This is a genomic window from Lachnospiraceae bacterium (assembly GCA_022794035.1).
Taxonomy (GTDB): Bacteria; Bacillota; Clostridia; order Lachnospirales; family Bianqueaceae; genus CALWPV01.
In genome coordinates this window covers 127,421-149,570 of the sequence record JAAWDX010000010.1, presented here as the reverse complement: position 1 = coordinate 149,570, position 22,150 = coordinate 127,421, and the positions used below count along the sequence as shown (strand labels likewise).

Sequence of the window (22,150 nt, the reverse complement as noted above, 5' to 3'; positions counted from 1 at the left end):
GTCAATACTTTCCGCAGCGGCTGCCCCATACCGCTTCTCCTACGCGCACAATCTGGCACCGGTTGCTGCAGTCCGTACACTCAAAGGCCTCTACTGCGCCCTCTATTTCCTGTGCCAGCGGGTGATACCGGCTGGGCTTCCCGCTCTGCGCAAGCTCCTCCTGCGCCAAAATGGCAGCGCCCCATGCTCCCATGACGTCAAAATACTGGGGCACGATAATCCGCGTCTGCAGCTCCTTCTCAAAGGCCTGCACAATGCCTGGGTTGGCGGCCACGCCGCCCTGAAACAGCACGGGCGCCTCGATCTGCTTTCCTTTGGCCAGATTGGAAAGAAAGTTACGCACAAGCGCCTGGCACAGCCCCCGCAGGATATCCTCTGTGCGCTCGCCCTCCTGCTGCTTGTGAATCATGTCGGATTCGGCAAATACGGCGCAGCGCCCGGCAATACGCACGGGGCTCTTAGACTGCAGGGCCAGCGGCCCCAGCTCGGCGATATCGATGCCAAGACGGCTTGCCTGCCGGTCCAAAAAGGAGCCGGTGCCGGCGGCGCAGACCGTATTCATGGCAAAGTCCTGCACGATGCCGTTTTGCAGCCAGATCAGCTTGCTGTCCTGCCCTCCGATCTCCAGCACTGTGCGCGCATCGGGCACCTGTGTGATGGCGGCAATGGCATGTGCGGTAATTTCGTTTTTGACAACATCAGCGCCCACCAGCGCGCCGATGAGCTTGCGCCCGCTTCCGGTGACGCCGGCGCCCTGCACCATAAAGTCGCCGGCCTGCTGCATAAGCTGCTCCATGCCGCTGCGCAGGCTGTCTACCGGTCTTCCATGCGAGCGGATATAGAGCTTGTGCGCAATGCTCTTATCTTCGCGCATCAGTACCAGATTGGTACTCACTGAGCCCATGTCGATCCCCATATAGTATGCATTCATCCTGCTTTTCTCCTTCTTTTCAGCATATCGGCAAAGGCCTCCAGCCTTGTCTGGTTGCCGGCCTGTCCGCTGTGCTCATCCAGCACCAGCCGCAAAACAGGAATGGGCGTATCCTGCTGCATCCCTGTCAGAATCCCGTCCGCTACGATCTCCGGCATACAGCTCAGCGGATATACCTGAATCAAGCCGTCAAAGCCCTCGGCCAGCATTTGCTGGCTGGCGCCGATGGTCTCCTGCGCAAAGCCGCCGATTCCTCTGGCCAGATAGGGCTTTGCTGCCTTGTTCTGCGCCCGGTTGCCGGTGAGCAGATGCAGCAGATAGCTGCTCAGCTCAATCGAGCGTCGTGTGAGCACGCCCATCTCAGCCAGCCGCTCCTGCAGCCCGTGGTTGATCAGCGGATCCACGGTGGAATAAATATCCCCCACGATGCCGACCCGCAGCAGGTCCTGCGGCGGCGTTTTGAGCTGCCAGGCCCTGCACCGCTCCTGCAATTTGGCTGTGAGAAGGCTAAAGCTCCCCTCGGCTTCCGCCTTTGGCGGCCGCTGCCCGGTCTGGGCAATCACGCGAAGTCGCTGCGCTTCCCACCGGTCGAGCCACTGCATGGCCCGCCAGCCCTTGAGCAGGAGGCGCGCCGTTCGGGCCTCGGAACAGTGCAGCAGCCGGCTTAGATCCTTGATGAACTGCAGGCGACTGCCTTCCGGCGCTTCCATGCTGAGCACGCGCATGTCGATCCCCTGCTGCTCCAGGATGGTCTGCATCATGGGCGCAAAATAGCCGAAGCGGCACGGGCCGCTGCCTCCCAGAAAGAGCGCGGTGTCGGCGCCTTCGCGGGCCGCCAGCACAAATTCTCCCAGCATGCGCTTCATCGGCAGGCATACGCCCTCCGGCGAGAGGCGCGCGCCGATGGCCAGCGCCTCCTCCAGCTCTGCCTGCGGCGGCGTATACTGAATATTTTCTTGGCGGCAAAGCGTCTCCAGCACAATGCCTACGCTGCCGAAATTTGGAAAACAAACCTTCATGCTCCGGCCCTCCTCTCTCTGCGCTCAATCATATCCAAAAAAGCCTCTACCCGCGTCTCGAAGCCGGCCTCGCCCGTCTGCTCATCCAGCGTCAGCGCCAGATAAGGGATGCCCTGCTTCTGCAAAAACTCCCGGCAGTAGGTTTCGATATACGAATCCGGCCCGCAGCCAAAGGCTGAAAGCAGGATATAGCCTGCGGCTTTTTCGCCGTCGTCCAGCGGCTGCCGCATGGCATGCGCCATGTCGTGCCCGCTTTGCCAAAACATAAATTTAGGATAGATGCCGTCGGATGCGGGCAGCTGATGCTGCTGATGCGAGGTGAAGGTCTGATAGCCGCGCGCCTGCAGCTTCTGTGCCAAATGAAAATTGACAAATGCATCCTCTGTCAGATAGGGATGACCAAGAATGCCGATCGTTTTCTGCTCTTTCTTTGGCAGCGCCCTTTCCTTTTGCTGCAGCGACCATTTGCGCAGCGCCAGTGCAAACGCCTTTTGTGCCTGTTTTTTGCTGGCTCCCAGCTTGTGCGCTGTTTCATAGTACGGCGCCGGGTCTGTGATCGTCCCTTCAATCACCGGGCTGAGCAGCGGCGGCAGATCTCTCCCTGTCTGAAAGATCAGCTCTGGCAGTCCTGCCGATTTGGGGCAGGCAAAGGTCGCGTCCGTGAGCTTCACGACTCTGGGCAAAAAAATGTAGTCCGCTCCCTTATCTTTTAAGTCCTCTACATGCCCACGCAGGATTTTAAGCGGCAGACAGGCGCCGTCCACCATTTTCTTGGCTCCGCAGTCCAGAATCTGCCGATTGCTCAGATCGGACAGCAGGACCTGTACGCCCAGCTTCTCTAAAAATGTGTACCATAAAATGCCATACGAATAAAAATGCATCGCTCTTGGCAGTCCAACCTTCATTGCAGCCTCCATTCCAAAGCGTTCTGCTTTTTTTATATTTGGTAATCATTTCTATTTTGGCCACTTTTTTCAGCCCTATACAGCAAATACAAAATTAAATGAAACGAGGGGGCCTGCCCTCCCCGAAGGCCGCCTCCTCGTTCTCTTGTCTATGAACACTTTTCATGCCGGCATGATCTGCCTATCAGTATGCCGCTTTAAAATCAGCGCCAAAAGAGCCGCCAAAACCTTTGCCAGTACTGCACTTTGCCAGATCATCATCTGTCCGCCTCCTAATCTTGGAAGAATCAGCATTAGCAGTACCATCAGCAAGGGCTCCAGCAATATCAGAATATAAGAAAACAGGCTTTTTTCTGTTGCATAAAAGCTCGCTGTCGTAATACGGCTCACGGCATCAAAGGGGATAGAGATCAAGAAAATAGGAAGAATATGGATAATCTCTTCATTCACCTCCTGAGACGCTCCAAACAAAAGCCCCAGCCGCTGCCTTGTGAGATACATGAGCAGGCAAGCTGCGACCGAAAGCATCATCGCAAACCCATATGCCGTCCTGCGAACCCCTTTTAGCTGATTCAGCTCTCTTTCCCCGTAATATTGGCTGAGCAGGGGCTGACTGCCATCGCCCACCCCCTGCAGAATCAGATAGACCACGCAAATGATATAGGAAATACAGGCATATACAGCAATGGCTTTTTCGCCTCCATAGGCTACGGAGAATCGGTTGATGATGATTAAAGAGATATTTGGAATCATCGTAAGACCAAACGGTGCGATCCCTATCTTTAACACCGAAAGCAGTGTGCTGCCCATATTAACAGGAGAAATACGCAGAGTCAGCTGTTTTTTATAAAGCAAATACACGATCGCCATCAGCATCGTCACACCCTGACCGATGATGGTCGCCCAAGCTGCTCCTGCCATTCCCTGCTCCCATATCCATACAAAAAGATAGTCCAGCGCTATATTGGTGATAAAGCCTGCAATCATGCTCAGCATCGCATAAAAGGAGCCTCCATGATTACGGATAAACGGAATTAAGCCCGTGCTCATAATCTGCAGGCCTGCTCCTAACGCAATGACGGCAATATAGCTCCTGCCCAACGCAAGTAGTGAATCCCTTGCCCCCAGCAGCTTTAAAAGTGAGTCGTTTAAAAAAAAGAGCATACATGTCGACAGGCCGCTTGCTATCACAAGCCCCCACAATGCCCCTGCTGCAAACCTTTTTGCCAGTTCTTCTTTTTTCTCCGCTTTATAAATAGAATAATATATTGCGCCGCCCATTCCAATGCCGGTTCCCAGTGCCTGCAGCACCGCGACTAGCGGATATGCCATATTAATTGCCGAAAGTCCCAAATCTCCCGCGCTGTTCCCGACAAAAAATCCATCCACAATCGCATAGACTCCTGAAAGTGCAAAGGATAGCACCGAGGGAATCACATAGCGAAAAAAGAGCCTCAAGTTACACATTAGCTTCATGATCTTCCTCCTTTTTCTCCTTATCAAAAAGCTCAGCAAATATGGCCATGCCGTCATTGAGCTGCTTAATCCGCTCTATGCCCATCTTCTCCAACACAGACAATTCCACCCTCCGCAGTTTAGAAATAATCCCATCGGCATAGTCCCTTCCTTCTGCCGTAAAACAAATTTGCTTATTTCTTTTATCCTCCTTCATGGGCAGCAGCTTGGCCAGTCCTCTGTGCTCCAAATCCTTTAAAATCATATTGGTTGTCTGCTTAGGAATGCCCCACCGCTGGCTGATTCTCCCCTGCGTACATGCCTCTCCTCCCTCCTGCAAAGCAATCAGCACCAATAGACCGTTCATCGACAAGCCATGCTCCTTCGCCCAGTCCTCGTACACCGAATTACATTTTTGCCACACATCATAATATCGATTTAGCTGCTCCATAAAAAGACTATATTCCATCTCTTAATCTCCTTCCGTTGCAATTAGTCCGGTTTTGTACTATTGATAGTATAGTCCATTTCCGTACTATTTGTCAAGAATTTTTTGATCTATTCAGTAAAAAATGAGCCGAACTTGTGGTATAATAAGCGCAGCTAGATATATTTCAGCTACTCAAGCAATTGCGCTGCGCTCCAAGTTTGCCAGAGGCAAACTTGCGATGTCGTCATGGTATAATAAAGGCGGCAAGGCAGTTTTGAGGATTTAAGTCCCTGAGCCGCCTTATGAGTTTGACGCTTTGCGTCAAACTCCGGTGTCGTCATGGTATAATACAGATATAGGACGACCGCAAGAATCCCGCAGGGATTTCTTGTTTCGTTTGACATAGGTCAAACGAGTGTTCAGCGAAGAATGAGCTGAACTTTTACTTACATAACAGGAGGCGCCTCATGGCTTTTACGGCTAATGATTTATTTGACATTTTAAACGAAGACGGCACCCGCAGCGGCCGCACCAAGCCGCGCGCCCTCGTGCACCGCGACGGCGACCTACACGGCGCCAGCCATATCTTCCTTACGCGCCTGCATCAGGGCCGCATCGAGGTGCTGCTGCAAAAACGCAGTATGACCAAGGATTCCTTTCCCGGCTGCCTCGATATTTCCTCCGCCGGTCATCTCGACTGCGGCGAGGATTACGACACCGCCGCGCGGCGGGAACTGGGCGAAGAGCTTGGCCTGACAGACCATATTCCTCAGTTTTTATTTATTCAGCGTCAGGACTACGAGGCATCCTTCCACGGTGCTTATTTTCATGATCGGGAAATTGATCATGTATACATGCTCGCTTTGGATCAGCCTGCCGAGGCTTTTAAAATTGAAGCGGCCGAATTGGAATCGGTTCAATGGATGCCCGCCGCCGAAATTCTGCGTGCTGTTGACGCCGGCGACCCAAAGTTTTGCCTGCTGCCGGAAGAATTTCACCGCCTGATTCCTTATTTGGAAGCCTATTTTAAACAGAAAATCAATTAAAAAAGAGCGTTTTCTAATATCATTTAGAAGACGCTCTTTTTTGCATGTTGGTATCGGGCTTGCAGTTGGTACTCACCGGCATGCAGATGGGCTGTTTACATGTCGGTATCGGCTTGTATTCGGTGCTCACCAGCATGCAGACGAGCTGTTTGCATGTCGGTATCGGGCTTGCATTCGGTACTCACCGACATGCAGATGGGCCCTTTGCATGTCGATATCGGCTTGTATTTGGTGTCCACCGACATGCAGACGGGCTGTTTGCATGTCGATATCGGCTTGCATTCGGTGCTCACCAGCATGCAGACGAGCTGTTTGCATGTTGGTATCGGGCTTGCAGTTGGTACTCACCGACATGCAGACGGGCTGTTTGCATGTCGGTATCAGGCTTGCATTCGGTGCCCACCGGCATGCAGATGGGCTGTTTTATTTCAAATAATTTTCTGCCTGTTTGGTAAACATCTGATAATAACAGCCCTTTTGCTGCATCAACTCCTCATGTGTCCCGCTTTCTGCAATACACCCATTGGCCATTACAATAATTCGATCCATATCCCTTACCGTAGAAAGTCGGTGAGCTACAACAATAGTCGTTGCCTTCTGACTTCGATTTAGAATCAGCTGATTCATCTCATACTCTGCAATCGGATCTAAAGCAGAAGAAGGCTCATCTAGAAGAAGCAGTCCAAAATCGCCCTGCATAACACGTGCCAAGCCTATTTTCTGCGCTTCACCAACAGAAACCACAATCCCCTTTTCATCAAATTCCTTTGTTAAAATTGTATCCATTGTTGCCGCATTTTTACTCATCAGCTTCTCTAAATGCAGCTCAGAGAGCATCGCTTCTGCTTTTTTGTCTTCAATCCGCTGATACAGCTCCATATTCTCTCGAAGCGATAACGCGTACATATGAGTATCCTGAAACACTACGCCAATCCTGCGCCGCAAGCTTTCCAGTTCATATTCCGGCAGCGGAATCTGATTGATTTTAATTTCACCATGCAAGGGATCATACAAGCGAAGCAGCAGCTTTAAAAGCGTAGATTTACCAACGCCATTTTCCCCTACAATCGCAATTTTCTCACCCGGCTTAATATGAAGCGTAAAGTTTTCAATCGCAAACTCAGAATGAGGATAGCGAAACCCTACCTGCTCCATATCCAATAAAAAAGGGCCGTCTGCTGGCTTTCGCTTACCCCCTGCTTCTTTTCCACTCTCAATCGTCGATTCCATTTCATAAAATCTGCGGATATCACCCGCATATAAGCTGAGCTTTCCTCCCTGCTGAAACAGCTCAAAAAACTCATACATGGAATCCTCCAGCTTTTCCACAGAAAGCATAACCGTAATATACGAAGCCGCTTCCACATACTGTGCTTTAAAAATGCTATAGGAGACCAATAAAATAATCAGCGTCATCATAATGCGATAGATCATATCACTAAAAACAGCCCAAAATAAAAGTCTTTTGGCATAGCTTTTGATGATCCCCAGCTTATGATCCGCCTCTGTATCGTAATGTTTAAAAATATATTCTTTCAGGCGTGTGCTTTTCAGATCTGCCTTATATTCACGCAAATAAAAAATCCGATGAAAATATCCAAGCCGGCGATGACTCGCCATCAGGCTTTCTTCTCGTCTTACTTCATATTGATTATATTTTATATACCCATAGGTCCGAAGTGCCATACTGACCAAAGTAAAAATGACAATGACCGGATTAAATGCAGCGATCATACTGATAAGCGTAACCATAATCGTAAGTGCAGACAGTGCCCGATTAACTAATGAGAACGCTTCTTCTGCTTTCTCTGCCTGATGCTCAACTGCCCACATATAACGATTATAATATTCTGGTTGGTCCACAAAGCAATAATCTGTCCGCAACGACTGCTCATATACCTGCTTTTTGATTTTTATCTCGATCCTTGCCTGCGCCCTGTCCCGGCAGCATATATTATATATATCCTCAAAAACCGGAATTACAAGCAGCGCAGTCTGAAATGCGATCACCAATAACGCTATTTTGCTAAAAGTCCATCCGTTTTCAAGAGCCCTGACCATCTGTTCCGGAAAAATGACCATCAGCACTCTGCATAACGGCAATATAAGCATCCAGAAAAATAAGGATACCAATACAAAAAACTTTCCATACTGCCAATAAGGCCGGTAAAGCCAAAACAAATCCTGTATCTGATTTCTTTGTTTTTTCATTTTCTCATTCTCCGTTTTAATTTATACTCTACTCCTCAGTATAGCAAACTTGCTTTTCATTCGATAGCATGACATTGATTCTGTATTATTTTTTCCAATCAAACAATGCACATAACAAACAGGCAGGGTACTCCATGATGGAATACCCTGCCTGTTTATTGCATGGCCTCGATCCTCTTGTTTAATTGTGCAATATCTCGATGATCAGGATCAAAAAGAATGGTCTGCATTCCCAGTCTTTGCGGCACAATTAAATTCTGCTCACTATTATCAATAAATACGCACTCCTTTGCAGCCACCTGTAGGCTTTGCATCGTACCTACAAAAATCTCTTTCTCTTTTTTATCGGAATGATACTGCGCTGAAATTGAAACCACATCAAAATAACTCTGCAGCTGATGATAGGATAGTATTGCATTAATCCGGTCACATTTATTATCTGTAATCATCCCAATTTTATAAATTTCTTTTAACTGCTTTACATACTTAATCATTTCACTATCTAGCTTCGTAGCTTCATAAGCAGCATTTAATATCTTAATATCTAGCTCTTTTCCTAAATCTTTACAAAAGCTTGGCCATATTTCCTCATGGGTCGTTTCCCCATATAAAAGCGCTCGATTATACCGATAATAGCTTTTTTGAATTCTATCTAGTGGTATTTTACTTTCCTTTGCTAAATACTTAGTAATAGATTCCGATCCGGTTTTGTCAATTGTAAGCACACCATCAAAGTCAAAAAGAATAGCCTTCAGCATTTTATTCCTCCATAAGCGCTTTCAGCTCATCCAAATTAAGCCAGCCTTCGCCATCCTTGACTGCTGCTTCTGCTTCCTGCAGGTTCATCAGAAGCTTTTTTTCTATGCCATCACGCTCATAATCTTCCATGTCCATAACACCACTGCTCCTTCCATGATCTCATTTTTCCTTAATCTGAACCTTCACAAATTCCGGAGAATAGGAGCGCTGATAATCCGAGGGCTGTACGACGCCCTGCGCGCTTTCATCCTTTTGATCCAGATTTCCATAGATTGCTACTTCCTTCTCTTCATTGGGCAGGTCAATTCCGCAGGCCATCATATCGCCGTTCTCAGTGCGGATAAAGGTTGTATATGAATAAGGGCATAGCTGCTCGCCGACTGATCCGCGCTCTGCGCGTTAAGCGCCTGCAGATCGGTCGTGTAATATACCGGTTCTGCTGCTTCAGGCATACTGGATTCTGCTGCCTGCCCGCTGCTTTGCTTTTCGTCTGATGTCATACTACTTTCACTAAATTCCCAGGTCTCATTTTCCGCTTCTGTACAGCCAATCATAGCAAATAAAAGACTTGCCACGCTCAGGTACACCAGTATGGTTTTTAATTTGATTTTTCTCATTTTCTACCTCTCTTTATCAATAAATTGCTCTGTGCCGGTACTATATCCTGAAAAGAAGTGCTTGTCAATCTATTTCACGCTTTAAAGCTTTATTTTATTTCACTCCGCGCCGCTCGCTGCCCTTGACAATTCCTCTTCCATACGCTATACTAAATGCACTCAAAATTGTTTGCAGCCCTTTAACGGGGATGTCAAGGTTTCGACGGGGGTCGTTGAGGCTTTGGGAGCCATCCGCAGGTTGGTCTGCGTAACAACCAAACCTTAAAATTAAACGCAAACAATAACGAAAACGCTTACGCGTTTGCAGCTTAATTAAAAGCTGCCGTCCCGCCCAGAGCGCCTACTCTTTGGATCCGGGGTGTAATCATAACGTAGGGAACTTTTCATCCTAAGCTTTGCGGATGATAAAGAACTCATGAAGCTACCAAGGCTTTGATCCTGTCGGCAGGAGCAGAGCCAAGGGAAATGCAAAATACCGACTATGATGGTAGCGCCTAGGGCGGATGGGCTTTCGGACAGGAGTTCGATTCTCCTCATCTCCACTCAAAAGTCTCGAATCAAATTCGAGGCTTTTTTTATTCTTAACTGCGAGGTACTGATGATGAAACAGCTAACCGATTTTGACCGCATTCCTCTTGCCGTTTTGCCCACGCCGCTCTACAAGCTGGAAACGCTGAGCCGCGAGCTGGGTAAAAATCTTTACATCAAGCGCGATGACATGACCGGCCTCGCCCTCGGCGGCAACAAGGTGCGCAAGCTAGAATTTTTACTCGCTGACGCGAGAAAGAAAGGCGCGGATATTGTTCTGACCGCCGGCGGCCCGCAATCGAACCATGCCATGCTGACGGCGGCCTGCGCTTCCCATCTGGGGATGCAGTCGATCCTTGTTTTAAAAAAGCGCGGCGTGCTGCAGGGCGGGAACCTGACGCTGGATCAGATTCTCGGCGCCAAGGTTGTATTGGTTGACACCGATTCCTACGACGATGTGTATGCCGAAATGCACCGCCTCATGGCCTCGCTGCGCGCGCAGGGGCATACGCCCTATTTCATACCGGTCGGAGGCTCTGTTGCCTTAGGATGCTTAGGCTATGTGCAGTGCACGCAGGAAATTCAGCAGCAGTGCAGCGCGCTTGATTTTCAGCCGGATGCCATCGTGAGTGCAGTGGGCTCCGGCGGCACCTATGCCGGTATCACGCTGGGCGCCAGACTCTTTTTGCCGCATACCCGCTCTGTTGGCATCGGTGTATGCGAGGATCCGTTTGAATCCATTACCTATACGCTTATGAAGGAAACGGCCGAGCTCTTAGGGAGCGATATCGCCCTCACGCCGGACGATGTGAACATCCATTTTCATATTGGACCGGGCTACGCCCTCCCCTCTGAGGAAGGCAGCGCCGCGGTTCGCCGCTTGGCGCGCGCGGAGGGTATTTTGATGGATCCGGTCTATACCGGCAAGATGCTGGCCGGCTTTTTGGAGCTGCTTTCGCAGGGATATTTTGAAAAAGATGAGAATATTGTGCTGCTGCATACGGGCGGTGCGGGTGCGCTGTTTGCTGTGGATCTGCTGGCGGAAGAGGAGACGGCGCATTGATGAATTCCTCTCCTGAAATGAAGCTTATTAACCAGATTGCTTCTTCTTATAAGACTATTTTGCAGGATACGCTCGTTGGCGTATATGTGCATGGCTCTCTTGCCTTTGGCTGCTTTCACTGGGAACGGAGCGACATTGATCTGATTGTTGTTGTCCAAAGCGAGCCGGCCCTTTCTGAAAAGATGGCGCTGGTTCAGGTTTTGCTGGATCTGACTCCGCAGGCGCCGCCGAAGGGCTTTGAGATGAGCGTCGTGCTGGCCGAGGATTGCCGGCAATTTCGGCATCCTGCACCCTTTGTGCTGCATTTTTCTAATTCACATCTTGCGCGCTGCCGGCAGGATCTGATGGCCTACTGCCGGAGCATGCACGGAACGGACCCTGATCTTGCGGCCCATTTTACGGTGATGCATGCGGTCGGTTTTCCTGCCTGCGGGCCTGAGGTGGCGGCTGTTTTCGGCCCGGTTCCGGCCGATGCGTATTGGGACAGCCTATGGTATGATACGAAAGATGCTGCTGAAACCATCATGCAGGATCCTGTGTATGTGATTTTAAATCTGAGCCGCGTGCTGGCGTATGTTAAAGAAGGACGGATCCTCTCTAAGGAACAGGGCGGGCAGTGGGGACTGACTCATCTGCCGGCAGGCTATGCGGAGCTGGTGCGGCAGGCGCTGCGTGTTTATACGGAAGATGCTAAGGGCTGCTTTGCTCCTAATCAGATGCTTCCTTTTGCACAGGATCTGCTCCGGGAGATCCTGCGGCTTCACCCGTCAATCTGATAGATGCTTACCAGCTCTCCCTCATCCACGACCTCCTCTATCCATTTCCCTCCGTTATTTAGAATCGTTTTAGCCGATCCAATGTTTTCTTTAGCGCAGGAAATCCATATAGGATGGATGCCATAGGTTCTCATGATCGGCAGTGCAAGCGCGAGCATGGCGGTCGCGTAGCCTTTTCTCCGTTCAGAGGGGCGAATGCCATATCCACAGTGCCCATCCACCGCAGCGCATTGATAGCGAATGCTGATCGCCCCCAAGATTCTTTCTTCTTTCATCAGAAAGTACAGATCCTGTTTTGTATCGCGGTCTTCCTGCACCCACTGCAGCCAGCGCTCATAAGGCACTTTTCTTTTCTCTTTATGGCTGTAACGCCTCAGCGCCCCGGGATTGAGTCTTCCGCCAAAGCTCTCCCATTCGTCCATCATAGCTTCATACCGTGCTTTATGTATAAGCTCCGGCCGTTCTAATCGCAAATTTTGCATATAATACCTCCATCGCTATATAAGATAGGCTCATGACTCGCCGGACTTATATAGTGCTCTCTTTATTATATCTGATTTTTATATGGATACGCAATAGGAGGGCTGCCTACAGATACTCTGTAGCAGCCCTCCTAGGAGTCTACCATAAGATCAGATTTGTTTTTTAGAATAACCGGTCAATCTTGCCTTGCATGTCAAATTTCTGCTTTACCTTGTCAACTTTCTGCTGCTCTACCTGCTCGGTAGGATACCAGCCCTTCTCTGCCATCTCATCATAAATTTTGTCTTGAATGCAGAGCGACTCGCTCAGGGCGCTGTTAAAGGCCTGATGCACATTGCTGGTAGAGGATTCAATCGTACCGTGCATATATAGATCACAAACGCCTTTCTCCATCAGGAGCAGATTTTCCATTACATTTTTATCATCCATGTTTTTTCTCCTTTACAGTAATCCATAGAAATTCTGGAACAGCTGCTGATGCTTCTGTAACAGCTCTTCTACACAGGATTTCAGCTGCTGATCCTGAAGCTGCGAAATTGCTTCCTGACATCTGGTCTGAAAATGCTTCTCATGCCCCAGTGCATCTTCAATATAAGAAAGTTCTTTAGTTGTCATGCCTTTACCTCTTTTCCGCTGCTTTTGTACAGCTTATTAGTAGCGAATTAAAGCCTTCGCTCATACCTTCATCTTGCCCGGCTGACGCACAAATTATACAGCTAAAAAAGGAATTTTTAGGCAAAAATCACCCATTCTTCCAAGATCGGAAAAATTTAGATAATAGCGGAAAAAATTCCTCTGCGCACAGAGTTTTAGAACCAAATGGCTGAGCCTTTTCCGCCATTGCTTATTTCGAGAAACTTGCTGACGGGGACTTTTCCGCTGCTTTATAAATGATCCGCCATACACGGCGGAAAAAGTTCAGCTATATCGCCTAGTTCCGCCAGTGGCGGCGGAAACAAAACTATATGACGGCAAGACTATACAGCGACAAATCTGTATAGCAGCGGAAACAAGACTATATAGCACCAAGACTATATGACAACGAAACATATGGCGGCGAAAGAAGGAGCATGCAGCGCCGCGAAGCAAAAATAGCATACAAAAAAGGATGCGGCAAACTCTATATCGTTGGCAGCATCCTCTTCATAGATTTGATTTATTCCGCTTGCTCTGGCTCTCCCGTGCTCAGGGCCTTTTCTTTCCATTTTCCTCTCTTATAGAAGATAAAGGTTAGCAGCGCGCCCAGAAGCCACGAAACCAAAAGGGAGATCCACAGGCTTTGATAAGCTCCGTTGGGCAACTCCGGGCTTCTGGTTATGTAGGCTAAACCATATGCTATCGGCACACGAATAGCAACCGTTGTGATCAAGGAAATCCACATGGGCGTCATCGTATCGCCTGCACCGCGCATGACGCCGGACAGGCACTGCGTGACGGCCATCGCAATATAGCCCACCGCCAAAATCCGCATCATATTGTTGCTCAGGCTCACGAGCTCTGCTGTGCTGGTGAAAATCCCCATCAAATATTTACCAAAGAGCAAAATCACTCCTGTGATCACAGTAGACGTGAGCACCGCAATCAGCGTACCCTGCTTTGCGCCCTGACTTACCCGATCAAATCGTCTTGCACCCACATTTTGCCCGGCATAGGTCGTCATCGCCGTACCAAAAGAAAAGTTCGGCATCATGGCAAAGCCATCCACACGCATGATAATGACGTTAGCTGCAATCACCATCTCGCCAAAGCTGTTGGTCAGCGACTGCACGACGATCATGGCCATCGAAAAAATGGCCTGCGTAATACCGGACGGAAGCCCCAGCCGGATAATCGTCTTGGTATGAAATGCATCTACCTTGCAGTATTTCAGTTTAAGATCAAAAATGTCCTTCATGCGCTTTAGCTTGATCAGACTCAAAACCGAGGAGACCGCCTGCGCAATCACGGTGGCCAGCGCCACACCGGCCACGCCCATATCAAGGCCGGCCACAAACCAGATGTCCAGCACGATATTCAGCACGGTAGCCACCAGCAGATACACCAGTGCCGAAATCGAATCGCCCAGTCCGCGCAAAATACCGCTCAAAATATTATAATAGGAACAGCCCGCGATTCCCACTACGAGGATCATCAGATAGGACGCGCACCAATCAATGATGCTGTCCGGCGTTGACAAAAGCCTCAGCAGCGGCCGGATCGTAATCGAGCCTACAATCATGATAATCAGCGAAGCAATCGCGTTCAGCGTCAGACAGTTGCCAATCGTCTTGGAAAGCTCCTCCCGCTTTTTTCCGCCAAAATACTGCGCTACCATTACACTGGCGCCAACAGAAATTCCCATAAAAAGTACCAGCAGCAAATTCAGGATCGGACTCGCACTGCCCACTGCGGCCAGCGCATTATCGCCCACATAACGGCCCACCACAATGCTGTCCACCGTGCTATAAAGCTGCTGCGCAATATTGCCGATCAGCATCGGTACCGTAAAAATCACAATTTTCTCCCAAGGCTTTCCGCTCGTCATGTCCGAGGGAGCAAATAACTGTTTCAGCGTCATAAAATACCTTTCACACTCCTTTTCCACATAGTATCGTTTATTGTAACACAAAAACGGCTGCTTTGTCACCTGTTTTTTTACTTGTTCCTTTTCAGATGCTATGCTATGATACCCCCAGAAAGGAATCCACCATGAAACTATCTGAAATGATTTCCATGCCGCTCGAATGCGGCGGCAACGGCCGCTGCGGCAAATGCAAGCTCCGCGTCAGCGGCGCCCTGTCCCCGCTCTCTCCTCAGGAGCGCGGCCTGCTTACGCAGGAAGAAATTGAAGCTGGCTACCGCCTCGCCTGTATGACAGAGATCGAGGGTGATTACACTATCCATAGTCTTCCATCGGAGAGACTGGCCGTTCAGCTGGACTTTACAGAATTGGCCGGCGCGCCCTCCTCCGGCAGGGAAGGAATCGGCGCCGCTATTGATATTGGCACGACTACGCTGGCCGCTTACTGGTATGATCTTTCCAGCGGCAGGCGGATAAACACAAAGTCGGCTGCCAATCCGCAGCGCATTTTTGGCGCAGATGTCATTAGCCGCATCGAGCATGCCGCTAAGGGACGGCTCCCCCAGCTAAGCGCCTGCCTACGGCAGGCTGTGCTCTCTCTTTTGCCTCCCGTCTATGAGCATCTCGTTCTGACAGGCAATACGACTATGCTCTATTTGCTCTGCGGCTACGATCCTGCTGAGCTTGCCTCTGCTCCCTTTCACGCCCGTCATACATTTGGCTTTCAGCGGGGCACAGTCATGCTGCCGCCTTGCTTTTCTGCTTATATCGGTGCGGATCTTGCCTGCGCTGCCCTAGCGGCAGGCTTTGCCTCTCATCTTCCGGAGAAACCGACTTTACTGCTGGATATCGGCACCAATGGAGAAATGCTGCTGGCCGCAAACGGCCTTCTGTATGGCTGCTCTGCCGCGGCTGGTCCTGCCTTTGAGGGCAATCATATTTCCTGCGGTCTTCCCTCCGTCCCTGGCGCCATCTGTCATGTACAGCCTGATTTTTCTTATGAAACCATCGAAAATCTCCCTGCCAAGGGCTATTGCGGCTCTGGTATTTTAGATATAACCGCAGCCTTATTGGATCATGGCGCTTTATCTGCTTCCGGCGTTTTATCTGCCTGGCCGGCCCCTGCTCTGCCTCTGCTGACTCAGCAGGATATCCGCGAGATTCAGTTGGCCAAGGCGGCGATTGCTGCCGCCTGCCAGGCTCTGATGCATGCCGCCCATGTCGATGCGCTGGACACTCTCTATCTGGCAGGCGGCTTTGGCAGTCAGCTCTCGCCGGAAAGTGCCCGCCAGATCGGACTCCTGCCTCCGGCCCGCCATACCCTTTCCTTAGGCAATGCGGCCGGTCACGGCAGCGCCATGCTGCTTTTAAACCCTGCGCTGCTGGAAAAAGTGCTGGCGCTTAAAAAGTCATTCCGATTATGTGAGCTGGCAGACGATCCCTTTTTTACTGATGCTTTTATGAGCTGTATGCGCTTTCCAGAGTAAAAAAATGAAGGCGAAGCCGATGAACAGCTCTGCCTCCATTTCATTTTCGCTATATCAAAAATATAATGCCAGACTCCTACCTATTGCTTCGGCTGAGCAAATGCCATCCTACATAAAGACCAGTTTAATGTTGAAGCTTTAACCTGCTCGGCAATCGTCCATAGGTTGTCTACCATTCTAATTTCAATATTGCGCTCTATCAGTTCCTTCATCAAATCATCAAAAACAAATCGGTCAATTGGCTTCTCTGCCGTTTTAGAAACATAATATCCTGCAACCGCTTCCTGTAATGCAAAATTGGCCGGAGCAAACTCATATATGTATAAAGTAGTATTTCGTAAAATTTCAAACCACTTTGCTTCTATGACAACGGCATGTGCCTGTGTAGGAGAGGAAAAAAACCTGATCCTATCTTGTTGGGTCGTATTTTCTCCTACATGATACGTTACCCGAGGACAGTTACGCGGCGTTAAAAAGTTTGGTAGACATTTTTCGCTAACCGCCCAGACTAGGCCGGTACTTTTATCCAAATCCTTTCTATCCGGGATCCACGGAAAAAACTCTAAAATATCACTTTCCTCACTTACATGAAACAGCCTCATATTGATCCTCCTGACAAACCAGTACTGATGTATCTCTACTTATTACTTTTCGCAGAAAAACTCAATGACTTCCTGATTGGGACCGATCACAAACGCAATCTCAATCGGCAGCGCGCCGCCCAAATTTCCTTCGGTTGGTCTGGTCTTTTCTACCGCACCCGCCGCAATGGCATTCTCAAAATCCTGCCGGACATTGCTGCTTTTTAACGCAATATGCTCAAAGCGCGGCCTCTCCTCGGCTGCCTCTATCCCGCCGGAGAATATCTCCAAAATATTGCCGCCGCCTACATCCAGCATGGCGCCTTGATTCTTGCCTTCACCCCAGCTGCGAATAACGCTGCAGCCTAACTTTACATAAAAGTCAATCGTTTGCTGCAGATTTTGCGCTCTCAGCGCTACATGATGAAATCCTTCTCTTGTACTCATTTTAAACTCCTTTTTATATGTTATTTTTGGATACTGAATAGATAGGCACTATTTTTATTATATCGGATTGTCTCTCAAACGTAAAGCTTGATTTTTTTACCAACTCTGCTATACTGTACATATAAATGCTACTTGATAGCTACATAAGGAGATTGATACAAATGAGAATTACAAAACAGACCACTATGGGCGAGATGCTTCAATATGATATCGGAATTGCGCAGGTTTTGATGGAGTCCGGAATGCACTGCATTGGCTGTCCCTCTTCGGTAGGGGAATCGCTGGAAATGGCCTGCATGGTGCATGGCATTGATGCAGATGAGGTTCTGAGATCGATTCATGAGTATCTCGAACAGAAGGAAGAGGCATAAAATGTGATCTTTATAAACGGTGAAAAGGCTGCTTTTCACCGTTTATCTGTTTATCTTGATAGAAAAGAGCTTATAAATGAATTATTCTGTAGAACAGGCAAAAGAGATCATCTCCAAGTCAATTCAGGTGAGGTCCGTAGAGCTTATCGGATGTGGAAATCACTCGGAGGCTTTTTGCATCAATGATGAGATGGTTATGAAGCTCCCCAAACACCAAAAAGCAAGTGACTGCCTAAAGGTCGAAATGCAGATACTGCGGGGATTGAAAGAAAAGGTACCGTTAGATATCCCGAATGTTCTTTTTAACGGCACGTTTCCTTCCGGTCAGGAGGAGTTTGTGTATTTTGTCTCCAAACGATTGAAGGGCAAAAATTTATCTAAAAAAGAGTTCCTGCTGCTGGATGAAAAAACTCTTTTTCAAAATGCAGAGCGTATCGCAAAGTTCCTATATCGCCTGCATAGTGAAAAAGAGATTCTTCCAATCAAAAGAAAAGATCTGGTCCTGCTGCATGGTGACTTTAGCCTTAATCATATAGTGTTCAATGATAAAAATGTGGTGTGTGGGGTTCTTGATTTTGCCGATAGCCGCGTGGGAAAGCCTCAAAGTGATTTTGCTTATTTACTGGATGAGGAAGATGATGAGGAATTTGGCGCAGACTTTGGAAGGATGGTTCTGGATATGTATCGGGGATATCAGTGTTCTGAGACGTGAGGCAAATGCCCCATAAAATATAAAAAGCCGATGCCTTGTGAGAGTTAAACTCACAAAGCATCGGTTCTTTTTTTGGATGAAAATTCAACCCACTTGTATAAGCTTTAGAGCATTATAATACTCGTAAGCGGTTTTCGTATCGTTTTTAATTGCATAGGTCACTTCTTCACCAAAGGCCCTGTACCGACATGCATTTTCAAACCATCCTCAGGCTGTCAATCCCCTGCCGTCATAATCCACCACGAGCTCCGTGCCCGGCTCCAGATCCTCGGCAATCATCTTGCGCGCTAAAAAGGTCTCCAGCCTCTGCTGCACAAAACGCTTCAGCGGCCGCGCGCCATAGATCGGATCATATCCGCCCTCAATCAGATACTGCTTGGCGCGCTCCGTCAGCCTAAGCGACAGCTGCCGATCCATCAGACGCCGGCGCAGATCCTCCAGCAGCAGATCCACAATGCAGCTGATATTCTCCTTGGTAAGCGGCTTATAGAACACAATCTCATCCAGACGGTTCAAAAACTCCGGCCTGAAGGACTGCTTCAAAAGTGCCTGCACATTCTCTTTGGCCGCTTCCGTGATCTCGCCGCTCGCCTCATCGATTCCCTCCAAAATGATCGAAGAGCCCAAATTGGAGGTCATAATGATAATCGTGTTTTTAAAGTCCACTGTACGGCCCTGGCTGTCCGTAATGCGGCCGTCATCCAGCACCTGCAGCAGCACATTAAACACATCCGGATGCGCCTTCTCCACCTCATCAAAAAGCACCACCGCATACGGCTTTCTGCGCACTGCCTCCGTCAACTGGCCTCCCTCGTCATAGCCCACGTATCCGGGAGGCGCTCCGATCAGGCGTGACACAGAGTATTTCTCCATATACTCGCTCATATCAATCCGTACCATGCTGCGCTCATCATCAAACAGCGCCTCGGCCAGGGCTTTAGCCAGCTCCGTTTTGCCCACGCCAGTGGGCCCCATGAACAGAAATGACCCAATTGGCCGGTCCGGATCCTGAATACCGGCACGTGAACGCAGGATCGCGTCGCAGACGCGCTGCACGGCCTCGTCCTGTCCGATCACGCGCTGATGCAGCGTGTCATCCAGATGCAGCAGTTTCTCGCGTTCGCCCTCCATGAGCTTAGACACCGGAATGCCCGTCCAGCGGGAAATGATGCGCGTGATCTCTTCCTCCGTCACCTTGTCACGCAGCAGCGAGGTGCTGCGCCGACCCTCGTCCGCCAGCGCCTCTTCCTGCTCCAGCTCCTTCTGCAGCGCCGGCAGTCGACCATATTTCAGCTCCGCCAGCTTATCCAGATTATATTCATTCTCGGCCTTCTCGATCTGTGCATTCACCTGCTCGATCTCCTCGCGCAGCTTCTGCACCTTGCCGATGGCCTCCTTTTCATTCTCCCATTTTGCCTTCATGCCCGCAAACTGCTCGCGCATGTCCGCCAGCTCCTTCTGGATCTCCGCAAGATGCTCCTGTGAAAGCTTGTCGGTCTCCTTCTTCAAAGCCGCTTCCTCAATCTCATGCTGCATGATCTTGCGCGCAATTTCATCCAGCTCCGTCGGCATGGAATCGATCTCCGTGCGGATCATCGCGCAGGCCTCATCCACCAGATCGATCGCCTTATCCGGCAAAAACCGATCCGAAATATACCGATTGGAAAGCACAGCCGCCGCAATCAGCGCCTGATCCTGAATCTTCACGCCATGATACACTTCGTAGCGCTCCTTCAGGCCTCGCAAAATCGAAATCGTATCCTCCACCGACGGCTCCGGAATCGTCACCGGCTGAAAACGCCGCTCCAGCGCGGCATCCTTCTCAATATACTGCCGGTATTCATTCAGCGTCGTCGCGCCGATGCAGTGCAGCTCTCCGCGCGCCAGCATGGGCTTCAGCAGATTGCCCGCATCCATCGCGCCGTCCGTCTTGCCGGCGCCCACAATCGTATGCAGCTCATCGATAAACAGAATGATCTTGCCGTCACTGTTTTTGATCTCATTCAGCACGGCCTTTAGCCGCTCCTCGAACTCGCCGCGGAATTTAGCGCCCGCAATCAGCGCGCCCATATCCAGTGAAAAAATCTTCCGGTCCTTCAAGCTGTCCGGCACATCCCCGCGCACAATCCGCAGCGCCAGGCCTTCCGCAATCGCCGTCTTGCCCACGCCCGGCTCGCCGATCAGGCACGGATTATTCTTCGTCTTCCTCGACAGGATCCGAATCACACTGCGAATCTCCGTATCGCGCCCGATCACCGGGTCCAGCTTCTGCTCGCGCGCCAGCTGCACCAGATCCTGCCCATACTTTGCAAGCACATCATACGTGCTCTCCGGATTATCGCTCGTCACGCGCGCACTCCCGCGTGCCTGCTTCAGCGCCTCGCGAAAAGCCGCCTCCGTCACATGCGCCGTCTCCAGTGCCTGCTTTACCGCCGCCGAAGCCTTCAAAATCAGGCCCAGCATCAAATGCTCCACCGACGTATATTCATCCTGCATCTGCGCGGCCTGCGCCTCCGCCTCGCTGAGCGCCGCATCCAGTTCCGACGACACATACAGCTTACCCGCTTCGGCCGCCCCGCTCACCTGCGGAAGCCGCCCAATCGCACTCCGCAGGCTCTGCTGCAGCATCTGCGTGTCCGTCCCCAGCTTCTCCAGCAGCGAGGGAATCAGCCCCTCCTTCTGCGATGCCAGCGCCAGCATCAGATGCTCCTGCCGCACCTCCGGATTCTTAGCCTGCGATGCCAGATTCTGCGCCTCTTGCAGCGCCTCCAAACTCTTCTGTGTTAATCTCTGTACATTCATAAGCTCGCTCCTTTCTATAGCCGTAAGCTTTTCCCGCCATAGGCGGAAAATTGACCTTGTTTACCTTCCTGCCGATTCAGATCATCGGCTGTGCCTCACGATATCTGGCTTCCATTTCTCTTAAAACTGCCTGCGGCTGCTCCAGATGATCGAAAAATAGCTTCATGCAGTCGTCGAGCAGCTGGATATAGCCTGCGATCATTTCGCCCTGCTCGTCGCTGCCGATCTCCTGCGGCAATGTGAAATAGCGCAGGTAGCGCCCTGCCTCCAGCTCGCAGCGCAGCTCTTTTTGATAGAGCTTTTCAATGGCATTCCAGCAGGAGAAAAACTGCCGCCAGTACAGCATAAGGCTGCTGTTTTGGCTGCGCAGGCTTACCTTGAGGCAGCCGGCCGCGCCTTCCTCGCTGCGCTGCAGCTCTACGCTGTAGCGTACGGTAGGGTTGTATTTGTAGGCCAGCGCGGACCGCACCGACAGCATGGAATCCGAGGGCTGCAGCATGGGCTGGAAAATCCCCGACTCTGTCAGCATGTTGGTAATGCGGGTGAACACCTCCTGCATCCGCTTTTCCGGCGTCGTCATTGATACATATTCTGCCAGAATCTGATTGATCATATTCGACCGGTTTGTATTCATGCGGTAGGCCAAGCGGTCGATCTCGGCCACCACTTCATCTCTCAATACTAATGAATAAACACTCTTTGCCATCTCACCACTCCTTTTATAGAGAATTATACTCAGTTTATATAATTTGTCAATAGATTTATATAAATTTATTTACAAAGTTTGCGACTGCGTGGTGGCTGCTTGCGCCGGCTGTGGCTGAAATTTGCGATATGGCGGAACTTTGGGCTGCGTCCGTCCTTTAGGCCCGTTACCTTTTCCTGATATCTGTCTTTTAACGTGCCTTAGCCTCCTTTAGCACGTTATCTTTCTGCTGTTTCTGTTCATTTAACTGGGTAATTTGCT

24 protein-coding genes and 1 other RNA gene are annotated in these 22,150 nt (G+C 50.0%); 7 read left to right on the top strand and 18 right to left on the bottom strand.

Features of this window, described 5'->3' with window-relative positions; translation table 11 throughout:
• Position 1 precedes the first annotated feature (1 nt).
• The 5 genes from HFE64_08985 to HFE64_08965 form a co-directional block, all read right to left on the bottom strand.
• A complete protein-coding gene (locus HFE64_08985; protein ID MCI8633594.1) occupies positions 2-931 on the bottom strand; it encodes a 2-hydroxyglutaryl-CoA dehydratase in 930 nt (309 codons plus the stop codon).
• Positions 928-1,950 carry a hypothetical protein gene (locus HFE64_08980; protein ID MCI8633593.1) on the bottom strand — a complete coding sequence of 341 codons (1,023 nt, stop codon included), beginning with the start codon at positions 1,948-1,950 and terminating at the stop codon, positions 928-930. Before HFE64_08980 ends, HFE64_08985 begins: the two co-directional genes overlap by 4 nt.
• Positions 1,947-2,855, bottom strand: coding sequence for a hypothetical protein (locus HFE64_08975; protein ID MCI8633592.1), 909 nt, complete (start codon positions 2,853-2,855; stop codon positions 1,947-1,949). Before HFE64_08975 ends, HFE64_08980 begins: the two co-directional genes overlap by 4 nt.
• A 162-nt stretch (positions 2,856-3,017) precedes the next feature.
• Positions 3,018-4,322 (bottom strand): multidrug transporter MatE, encoded by a 1,305-nt coding sequence (locus HFE64_08970; GenBank protein ID MCI8633591.1) that lies wholly within the window; start codon positions 4,320-4,322, stop codon positions 3,018-3,020.
• A complete protein-coding gene (locus HFE64_08965) occupies positions 4,315-4,761 on the bottom strand; it encodes a winged helix-turn-helix transcriptional regulator (protein MCI8633590.1) in 447 nt (148 codons plus the stop codon). Before HFE64_08965 ends, HFE64_08970 begins: the two co-directional genes overlap by 8 nt.
• A 446-nt stretch (positions 4,762-5,207) precedes the next feature.
• Between HFE64_08965 and HFE64_08960 the strand changes: the two genes are divergently transcribed.
• Positions 5,208-5,786, top strand: coding sequence for an NUDIX domain-containing protein (locus tag HFE64_08960; protein ID MCI8633589.1), 579 nt, complete (start codon positions 5,208-5,210; stop codon positions 5,784-5,786).
• Positions 5,787-6,209: 423 nt separating this feature from the next.
• On the opposite strand, the gene HFE64_08955 is transcribed toward HFE64_08960, so the two are convergent.
• The 5 genes from HFE64_08955 to HFE64_08935 form a co-directional block, all read right to left on the bottom strand.
• On the bottom strand, positions 6,210-7,997 hold the full coding sequence (locus HFE64_08955; protein ID MCI8633588.1) for an ABC transporter ATP-binding protein: 1,788 nt from the start codon (positions 7,995-7,997) through the stop codon (positions 6,210-6,212).
• A gap of 155 nt (positions 7,998-8,152) precedes the next feature.
• The gene (locus tag HFE64_08950) at positions 8,153-8,755 is read right to left on the bottom strand and encodes an HAD hydrolase-like protein (GenBank protein ID MCI8633587.1); all 603 of its coding nucleotides are present in this window, start codon (positions 8,753-8,755) and stop codon (positions 8,153-8,155) included.
• A 1-nt stretch (position 8,756) separates the two neighbouring features.
• Entirely contained in the window at positions 8,757-8,891 is a 135-nt protein-coding gene (locus HFE64_08945) for a type II toxin-antitoxin system Phd/YefM family antitoxin (protein MCI8633586.1), read from the bottom strand.
• 24 nt (positions 8,892-8,915) lie between these two features.
• A complete protein-coding gene (locus HFE64_08940) occupies positions 8,916-9,077 on the bottom strand; it encodes a hypothetical protein (GenBank protein MCI8633585.1) in 162 nt (53 codons plus the stop codon).
• The gene (locus HFE64_08935; protein ID MCI8633584.1) at positions 9,074-9,373 is read right to left on the bottom strand and encodes a hypothetical protein; all 300 of its coding nucleotides are present in this window, start codon (positions 9,371-9,373) and stop codon (positions 9,074-9,076) included. Before HFE64_08935 ends, HFE64_08940 begins: the two co-directional genes overlap by 4 nt.
• A 184-nt stretch (positions 9,374-9,557) precedes the next feature.
• Here HFE64_08935 and ssrA point away from each other — a divergent pair.
• The 3 genes from ssrA (at position 9,558) to HFE64_08920 (ending at position 11,740) form a co-directional block, all read left to right on the top strand.
• Positions 9,558-9,918, top strand: a transfer-messenger RNA (tmRNA) gene (gene ssrA / locus HFE64_08930).
• A 53-nt stretch (positions 9,919-9,971) separates the two neighbouring features.
• Complete coding sequence (locus HFE64_08925) at positions 9,972-10,964, top strand: D-cysteine desulfhydrase family protein (GenBank protein MCI8633583.1); 993 nt, start codon at positions 9,972-9,974, stop codon at positions 10,962-10,964.
• A 17-nt stretch (positions 10,965-10,981) separates the two neighbouring features.
• Positions 10,982-11,740, top strand: coding sequence for a DUF4111 domain-containing protein (locus HFE64_08920; protein ID MCI8633582.1), 759 nt, complete (start codon positions 10,982-10,984; stop codon positions 11,738-11,740).
• Here the strand turns inward: HFE64_08920 and HFE64_08915 are convergent.
• From HFE64_08915 to HFE64_08900, 4 genes are all read right to left on the bottom strand, one after another.
• Positions 11,725-12,222, bottom strand: a complete 498-nt coding sequence (locus HFE64_08915) for a GNAT family N-acetyltransferase (protein MCI8633581.1) — start codon at positions 12,220-12,222, stop codon at positions 11,725-11,727. The two genes, HFE64_08920 and HFE64_08915, sit on opposite strands and share 16 nt — an antisense overlap.
• A gap of 163 nt (positions 12,223-12,385) precedes the next feature.
• Complete coding sequence (locus HFE64_08910) at positions 12,386-12,652, bottom strand: spore coat protein (GenBank protein MCI8633580.1); 267 nt, start codon at positions 12,650-12,652, stop codon at positions 12,386-12,388.
• Positions 12,653-12,664: 12 nt separating this feature from the next.
• Positions 12,665-12,838, bottom strand: a complete 174-nt coding sequence (locus HFE64_08905; GenBank protein ID MCI8633579.1) for a hypothetical protein — start codon at positions 12,836-12,838, stop codon at positions 12,665-12,667.
• Positions 12,839-13,379: 541 nt separating this feature from the next.
• The gene (locus HFE64_08900) at positions 13,380-14,780 is read right to left on the bottom strand and encodes an MATE family efflux transporter (protein MCI8633578.1); all 1,401 of its coding nucleotides are present in this window, start codon (positions 14,778-14,780) and stop codon (positions 13,380-13,382) included.
• 131 nt (positions 14,781-14,911) lie between these two features.
• Here HFE64_08900 and HFE64_08895 point away from each other — a divergent pair, with 131 nt between their 5' ends.
• A complete protein-coding gene (locus HFE64_08895) occupies positions 14,912-16,270 on the top strand; it encodes a DUF4445 domain-containing protein (GenBank protein ID MCI8633577.1) in 1,359 nt (452 codons plus the stop codon).
• Positions 16,271-16,350: 80 nt separating this feature from the next.
• Here the strand turns inward: HFE64_08895 and HFE64_08890 are convergent, their stop codons facing one another.
• Both HFE64_08890 and HFE64_08885 read right to left on the bottom strand, forming a co-directional pair.
• Positions 16,351-16,872 carry a hypothetical protein gene (locus HFE64_08890; protein MCI8633576.1) on the bottom strand — a complete coding sequence of 174 codons (522 nt, stop codon included), beginning with the start codon at positions 16,870-16,872 and terminating at the stop codon, positions 16,351-16,353.
• A gap of 42 nt (positions 16,873-16,914) precedes the next feature.
• Positions 16,915-17,298, bottom strand: a complete 384-nt coding sequence (locus HFE64_08885; protein MCI8633575.1) for a VOC family protein — start codon at positions 17,296-17,298, stop codon at positions 16,915-16,917.
• A gap of 161 nt (positions 17,299-17,459) precedes the next feature.
• Here HFE64_08885 and HFE64_08880 point away from each other — a divergent pair, with 161 nt between their 5' ends.
• Positions 17,460-17,669, top strand: coding sequence for a DUF1858 domain-containing protein (locus HFE64_08880; protein ID MCI8633574.1), 210 nt, complete (start codon positions 17,460-17,462; stop codon positions 17,667-17,669).
• 76 nt (positions 17,670-17,745) lie between these two features.
• Positions 17,746-18,381 carry a phosphotransferase gene (locus HFE64_08875; GenBank protein MCI8633573.1) on the top strand — a complete coding sequence of 212 codons (636 nt, stop codon included), beginning with the start codon at positions 17,746-17,748 and terminating at the stop codon, positions 18,379-18,381.
• 207 nt (positions 18,382-18,588) lie between these two features.
• Here the strand turns inward: HFE64_08875 and clpB are convergent, their stop codons facing one another.
• Positions 18,589-21,183, bottom strand: a complete 2,595-nt coding sequence (gene clpB, locus HFE64_08870; protein ID MCI8633572.1) for an ATP-dependent chaperone ClpB — start codon at positions 21,181-21,183, stop codon at positions 18,589-18,591.
• Positions 21,184-21,259: 76 nt separating this feature from the next.
• The gene (locus HFE64_08865; protein ID MCI8633571.1) at positions 21,260-21,889 is read right to left on the bottom strand and encodes a hypothetical protein; all 630 of its coding nucleotides are present in this window, start codon (positions 21,887-21,889) and stop codon (positions 21,260-21,262) included.
• Positions 21,890-22,150: the final 261 nt, after the last annotated feature.

Bases quoted from the DNA above. Each gene is read 5' to 3' on its own strand.
- HFE64_08985 (MCI8633594.1), bottom strand. From the start codon at position 931: ATGAATGCATACTATATGGGGATCGACATGGGCTCAGTGAGTACCAAT.
- HFE64_08980 (MCI8633593.1), bottom strand. From the start codon at position 1,950: ATGAAGGTTTGTTTTCCAAATTTCGGCAGCGTAGGCATTGTGCTGGAG.
- HFE64_08975 (MCI8633592.1), bottom strand. From the start codon at position 2,855: ATGAAGGTTGGACTGCCAAGAGCGATGCATTTTTATTCGTATGGCATT.
- HFE64_08970 (MCI8633591.1), bottom strand. From the start codon at position 4,322: ATGTGTAACTTGAGGCTCTTTTTTCGCTATGTGATTCCCTCGGTGCTA.
- HFE64_08965 (MCI8633590.1), bottom strand. From the start codon at position 4,761: ATGGAGCAGCTAAATCGATATTATGATGTGTGGCAAAAATGTAATTCG.
- HFE64_08960 (MCI8633589.1), top strand. From the start codon at position 5,208: ATGGCTTTTACGGCTAATGATTTATTTGACATTTTAAACGAAGACGGC.
- HFE64_08955 (MCI8633588.1), bottom strand. From the start codon at position 7,997: ATGAAAAAACAAAGAAATCAGATACAGGATTTGTTTTGGCTTTACCGG.
- HFE64_08950 (MCI8633587.1), bottom strand. From the start codon at position 8,755: ATGCTGAAGGCTATTCTTTTTGACTTTGATGGTGTGCTTACAATTGAC.
- HFE64_08945 (MCI8633586.1), bottom strand. From the start codon at position 8,891: ATGGACATGGAAGATTATGAGCGTGATGGCATAGAAAAAAAGCTTCTG.
- HFE64_08940 (MCI8633585.1), bottom strand. From the start codon at position 9,077: ATGATGGCCTGCGGAATTGACCTGCCCAATGAAGAGAAGGAAGTAGCA.
- HFE64_08935 (MCI8633584.1), bottom strand. From the start codon at position 9,373: ATGAGAAAAATCAAATTAAAAACCATACTGGTGTACCTGAGCGTGGCA.
- HFE64_08925 (MCI8633583.1), top strand. From the start codon at position 9,972: ATGATGAAACAGCTAACCGATTTTGACCGCATTCCTCTTGCCGTTTTG.
- HFE64_08920 (MCI8633582.1), top strand. From the start codon at position 10,982: ATGAAGCTTATTAACCAGATTGCTTCTTCTTATAAGACTATTTTGCAG.
- HFE64_08915 (MCI8633581.1), bottom strand. From the start codon at position 12,222: ATGCAAAATTTGCGATTAGAACGGCCGGAGCTTATACATAAAGCACGG.
- HFE64_08910 (MCI8633580.1), bottom strand. From the start codon at position 12,652: ATGGATGATAAAAATGTAATGGAAAATCTGCTCCTGATGGAGAAAGGC.
- HFE64_08905 (MCI8633579.1), bottom strand. From the start codon at position 12,838: ATGACAACTAAAGAACTTTCTTATATTGAAGATGCACTGGGGCATGAG.
- HFE64_08900 (MCI8633578.1), bottom strand. From the start codon at position 14,780: ATGACGCTGAAACAGTTATTTGCTCCCTCGGACATGACGAGCGGAAAG.
- HFE64_08895 (MCI8633577.1), top strand. From the start codon at position 14,912: ATGAAACTATCTGAAATGATTTCCATGCCGCTCGAATGCGGCGGCAAC.
- HFE64_08890 (MCI8633576.1), bottom strand. From the start codon at position 16,872: ATGAGGCTGTTTCATGTAAGTGAGGAAAGTGATATTTTAGAGTTTTTT.
- HFE64_08885 (MCI8633575.1), bottom strand. From the start codon at position 17,298: ATGAGTACAAGAGAAGGATTTCATCATGTAGCGCTGAGAGCGCAAAAT.
- HFE64_08880 (MCI8633574.1), top strand. From the start codon at position 17,460: ATGAGAATTACAAAACAGACCACTATGGGCGAGATGCTTCAATATGAT.
- HFE64_08875 (MCI8633573.1), top strand. From the start codon at position 17,746: ATGAATTATTCTGTAGAACAGGCAAAAGAGATCATCTCCAAGTCAATT.
- clpB (MCI8633572.1), bottom strand. From the start codon at position 21,183: ATGAATGTACAGAGATTAACACAGAAGAGTTTGGAGGCGCTGCAAGAG.
- HFE64_08865 (MCI8633571.1), bottom strand. From the start codon at position 21,889: ATGGCAAAGAGTGTTTATTCATTAGTATTGAGAGATGAAGTGGTGGCC.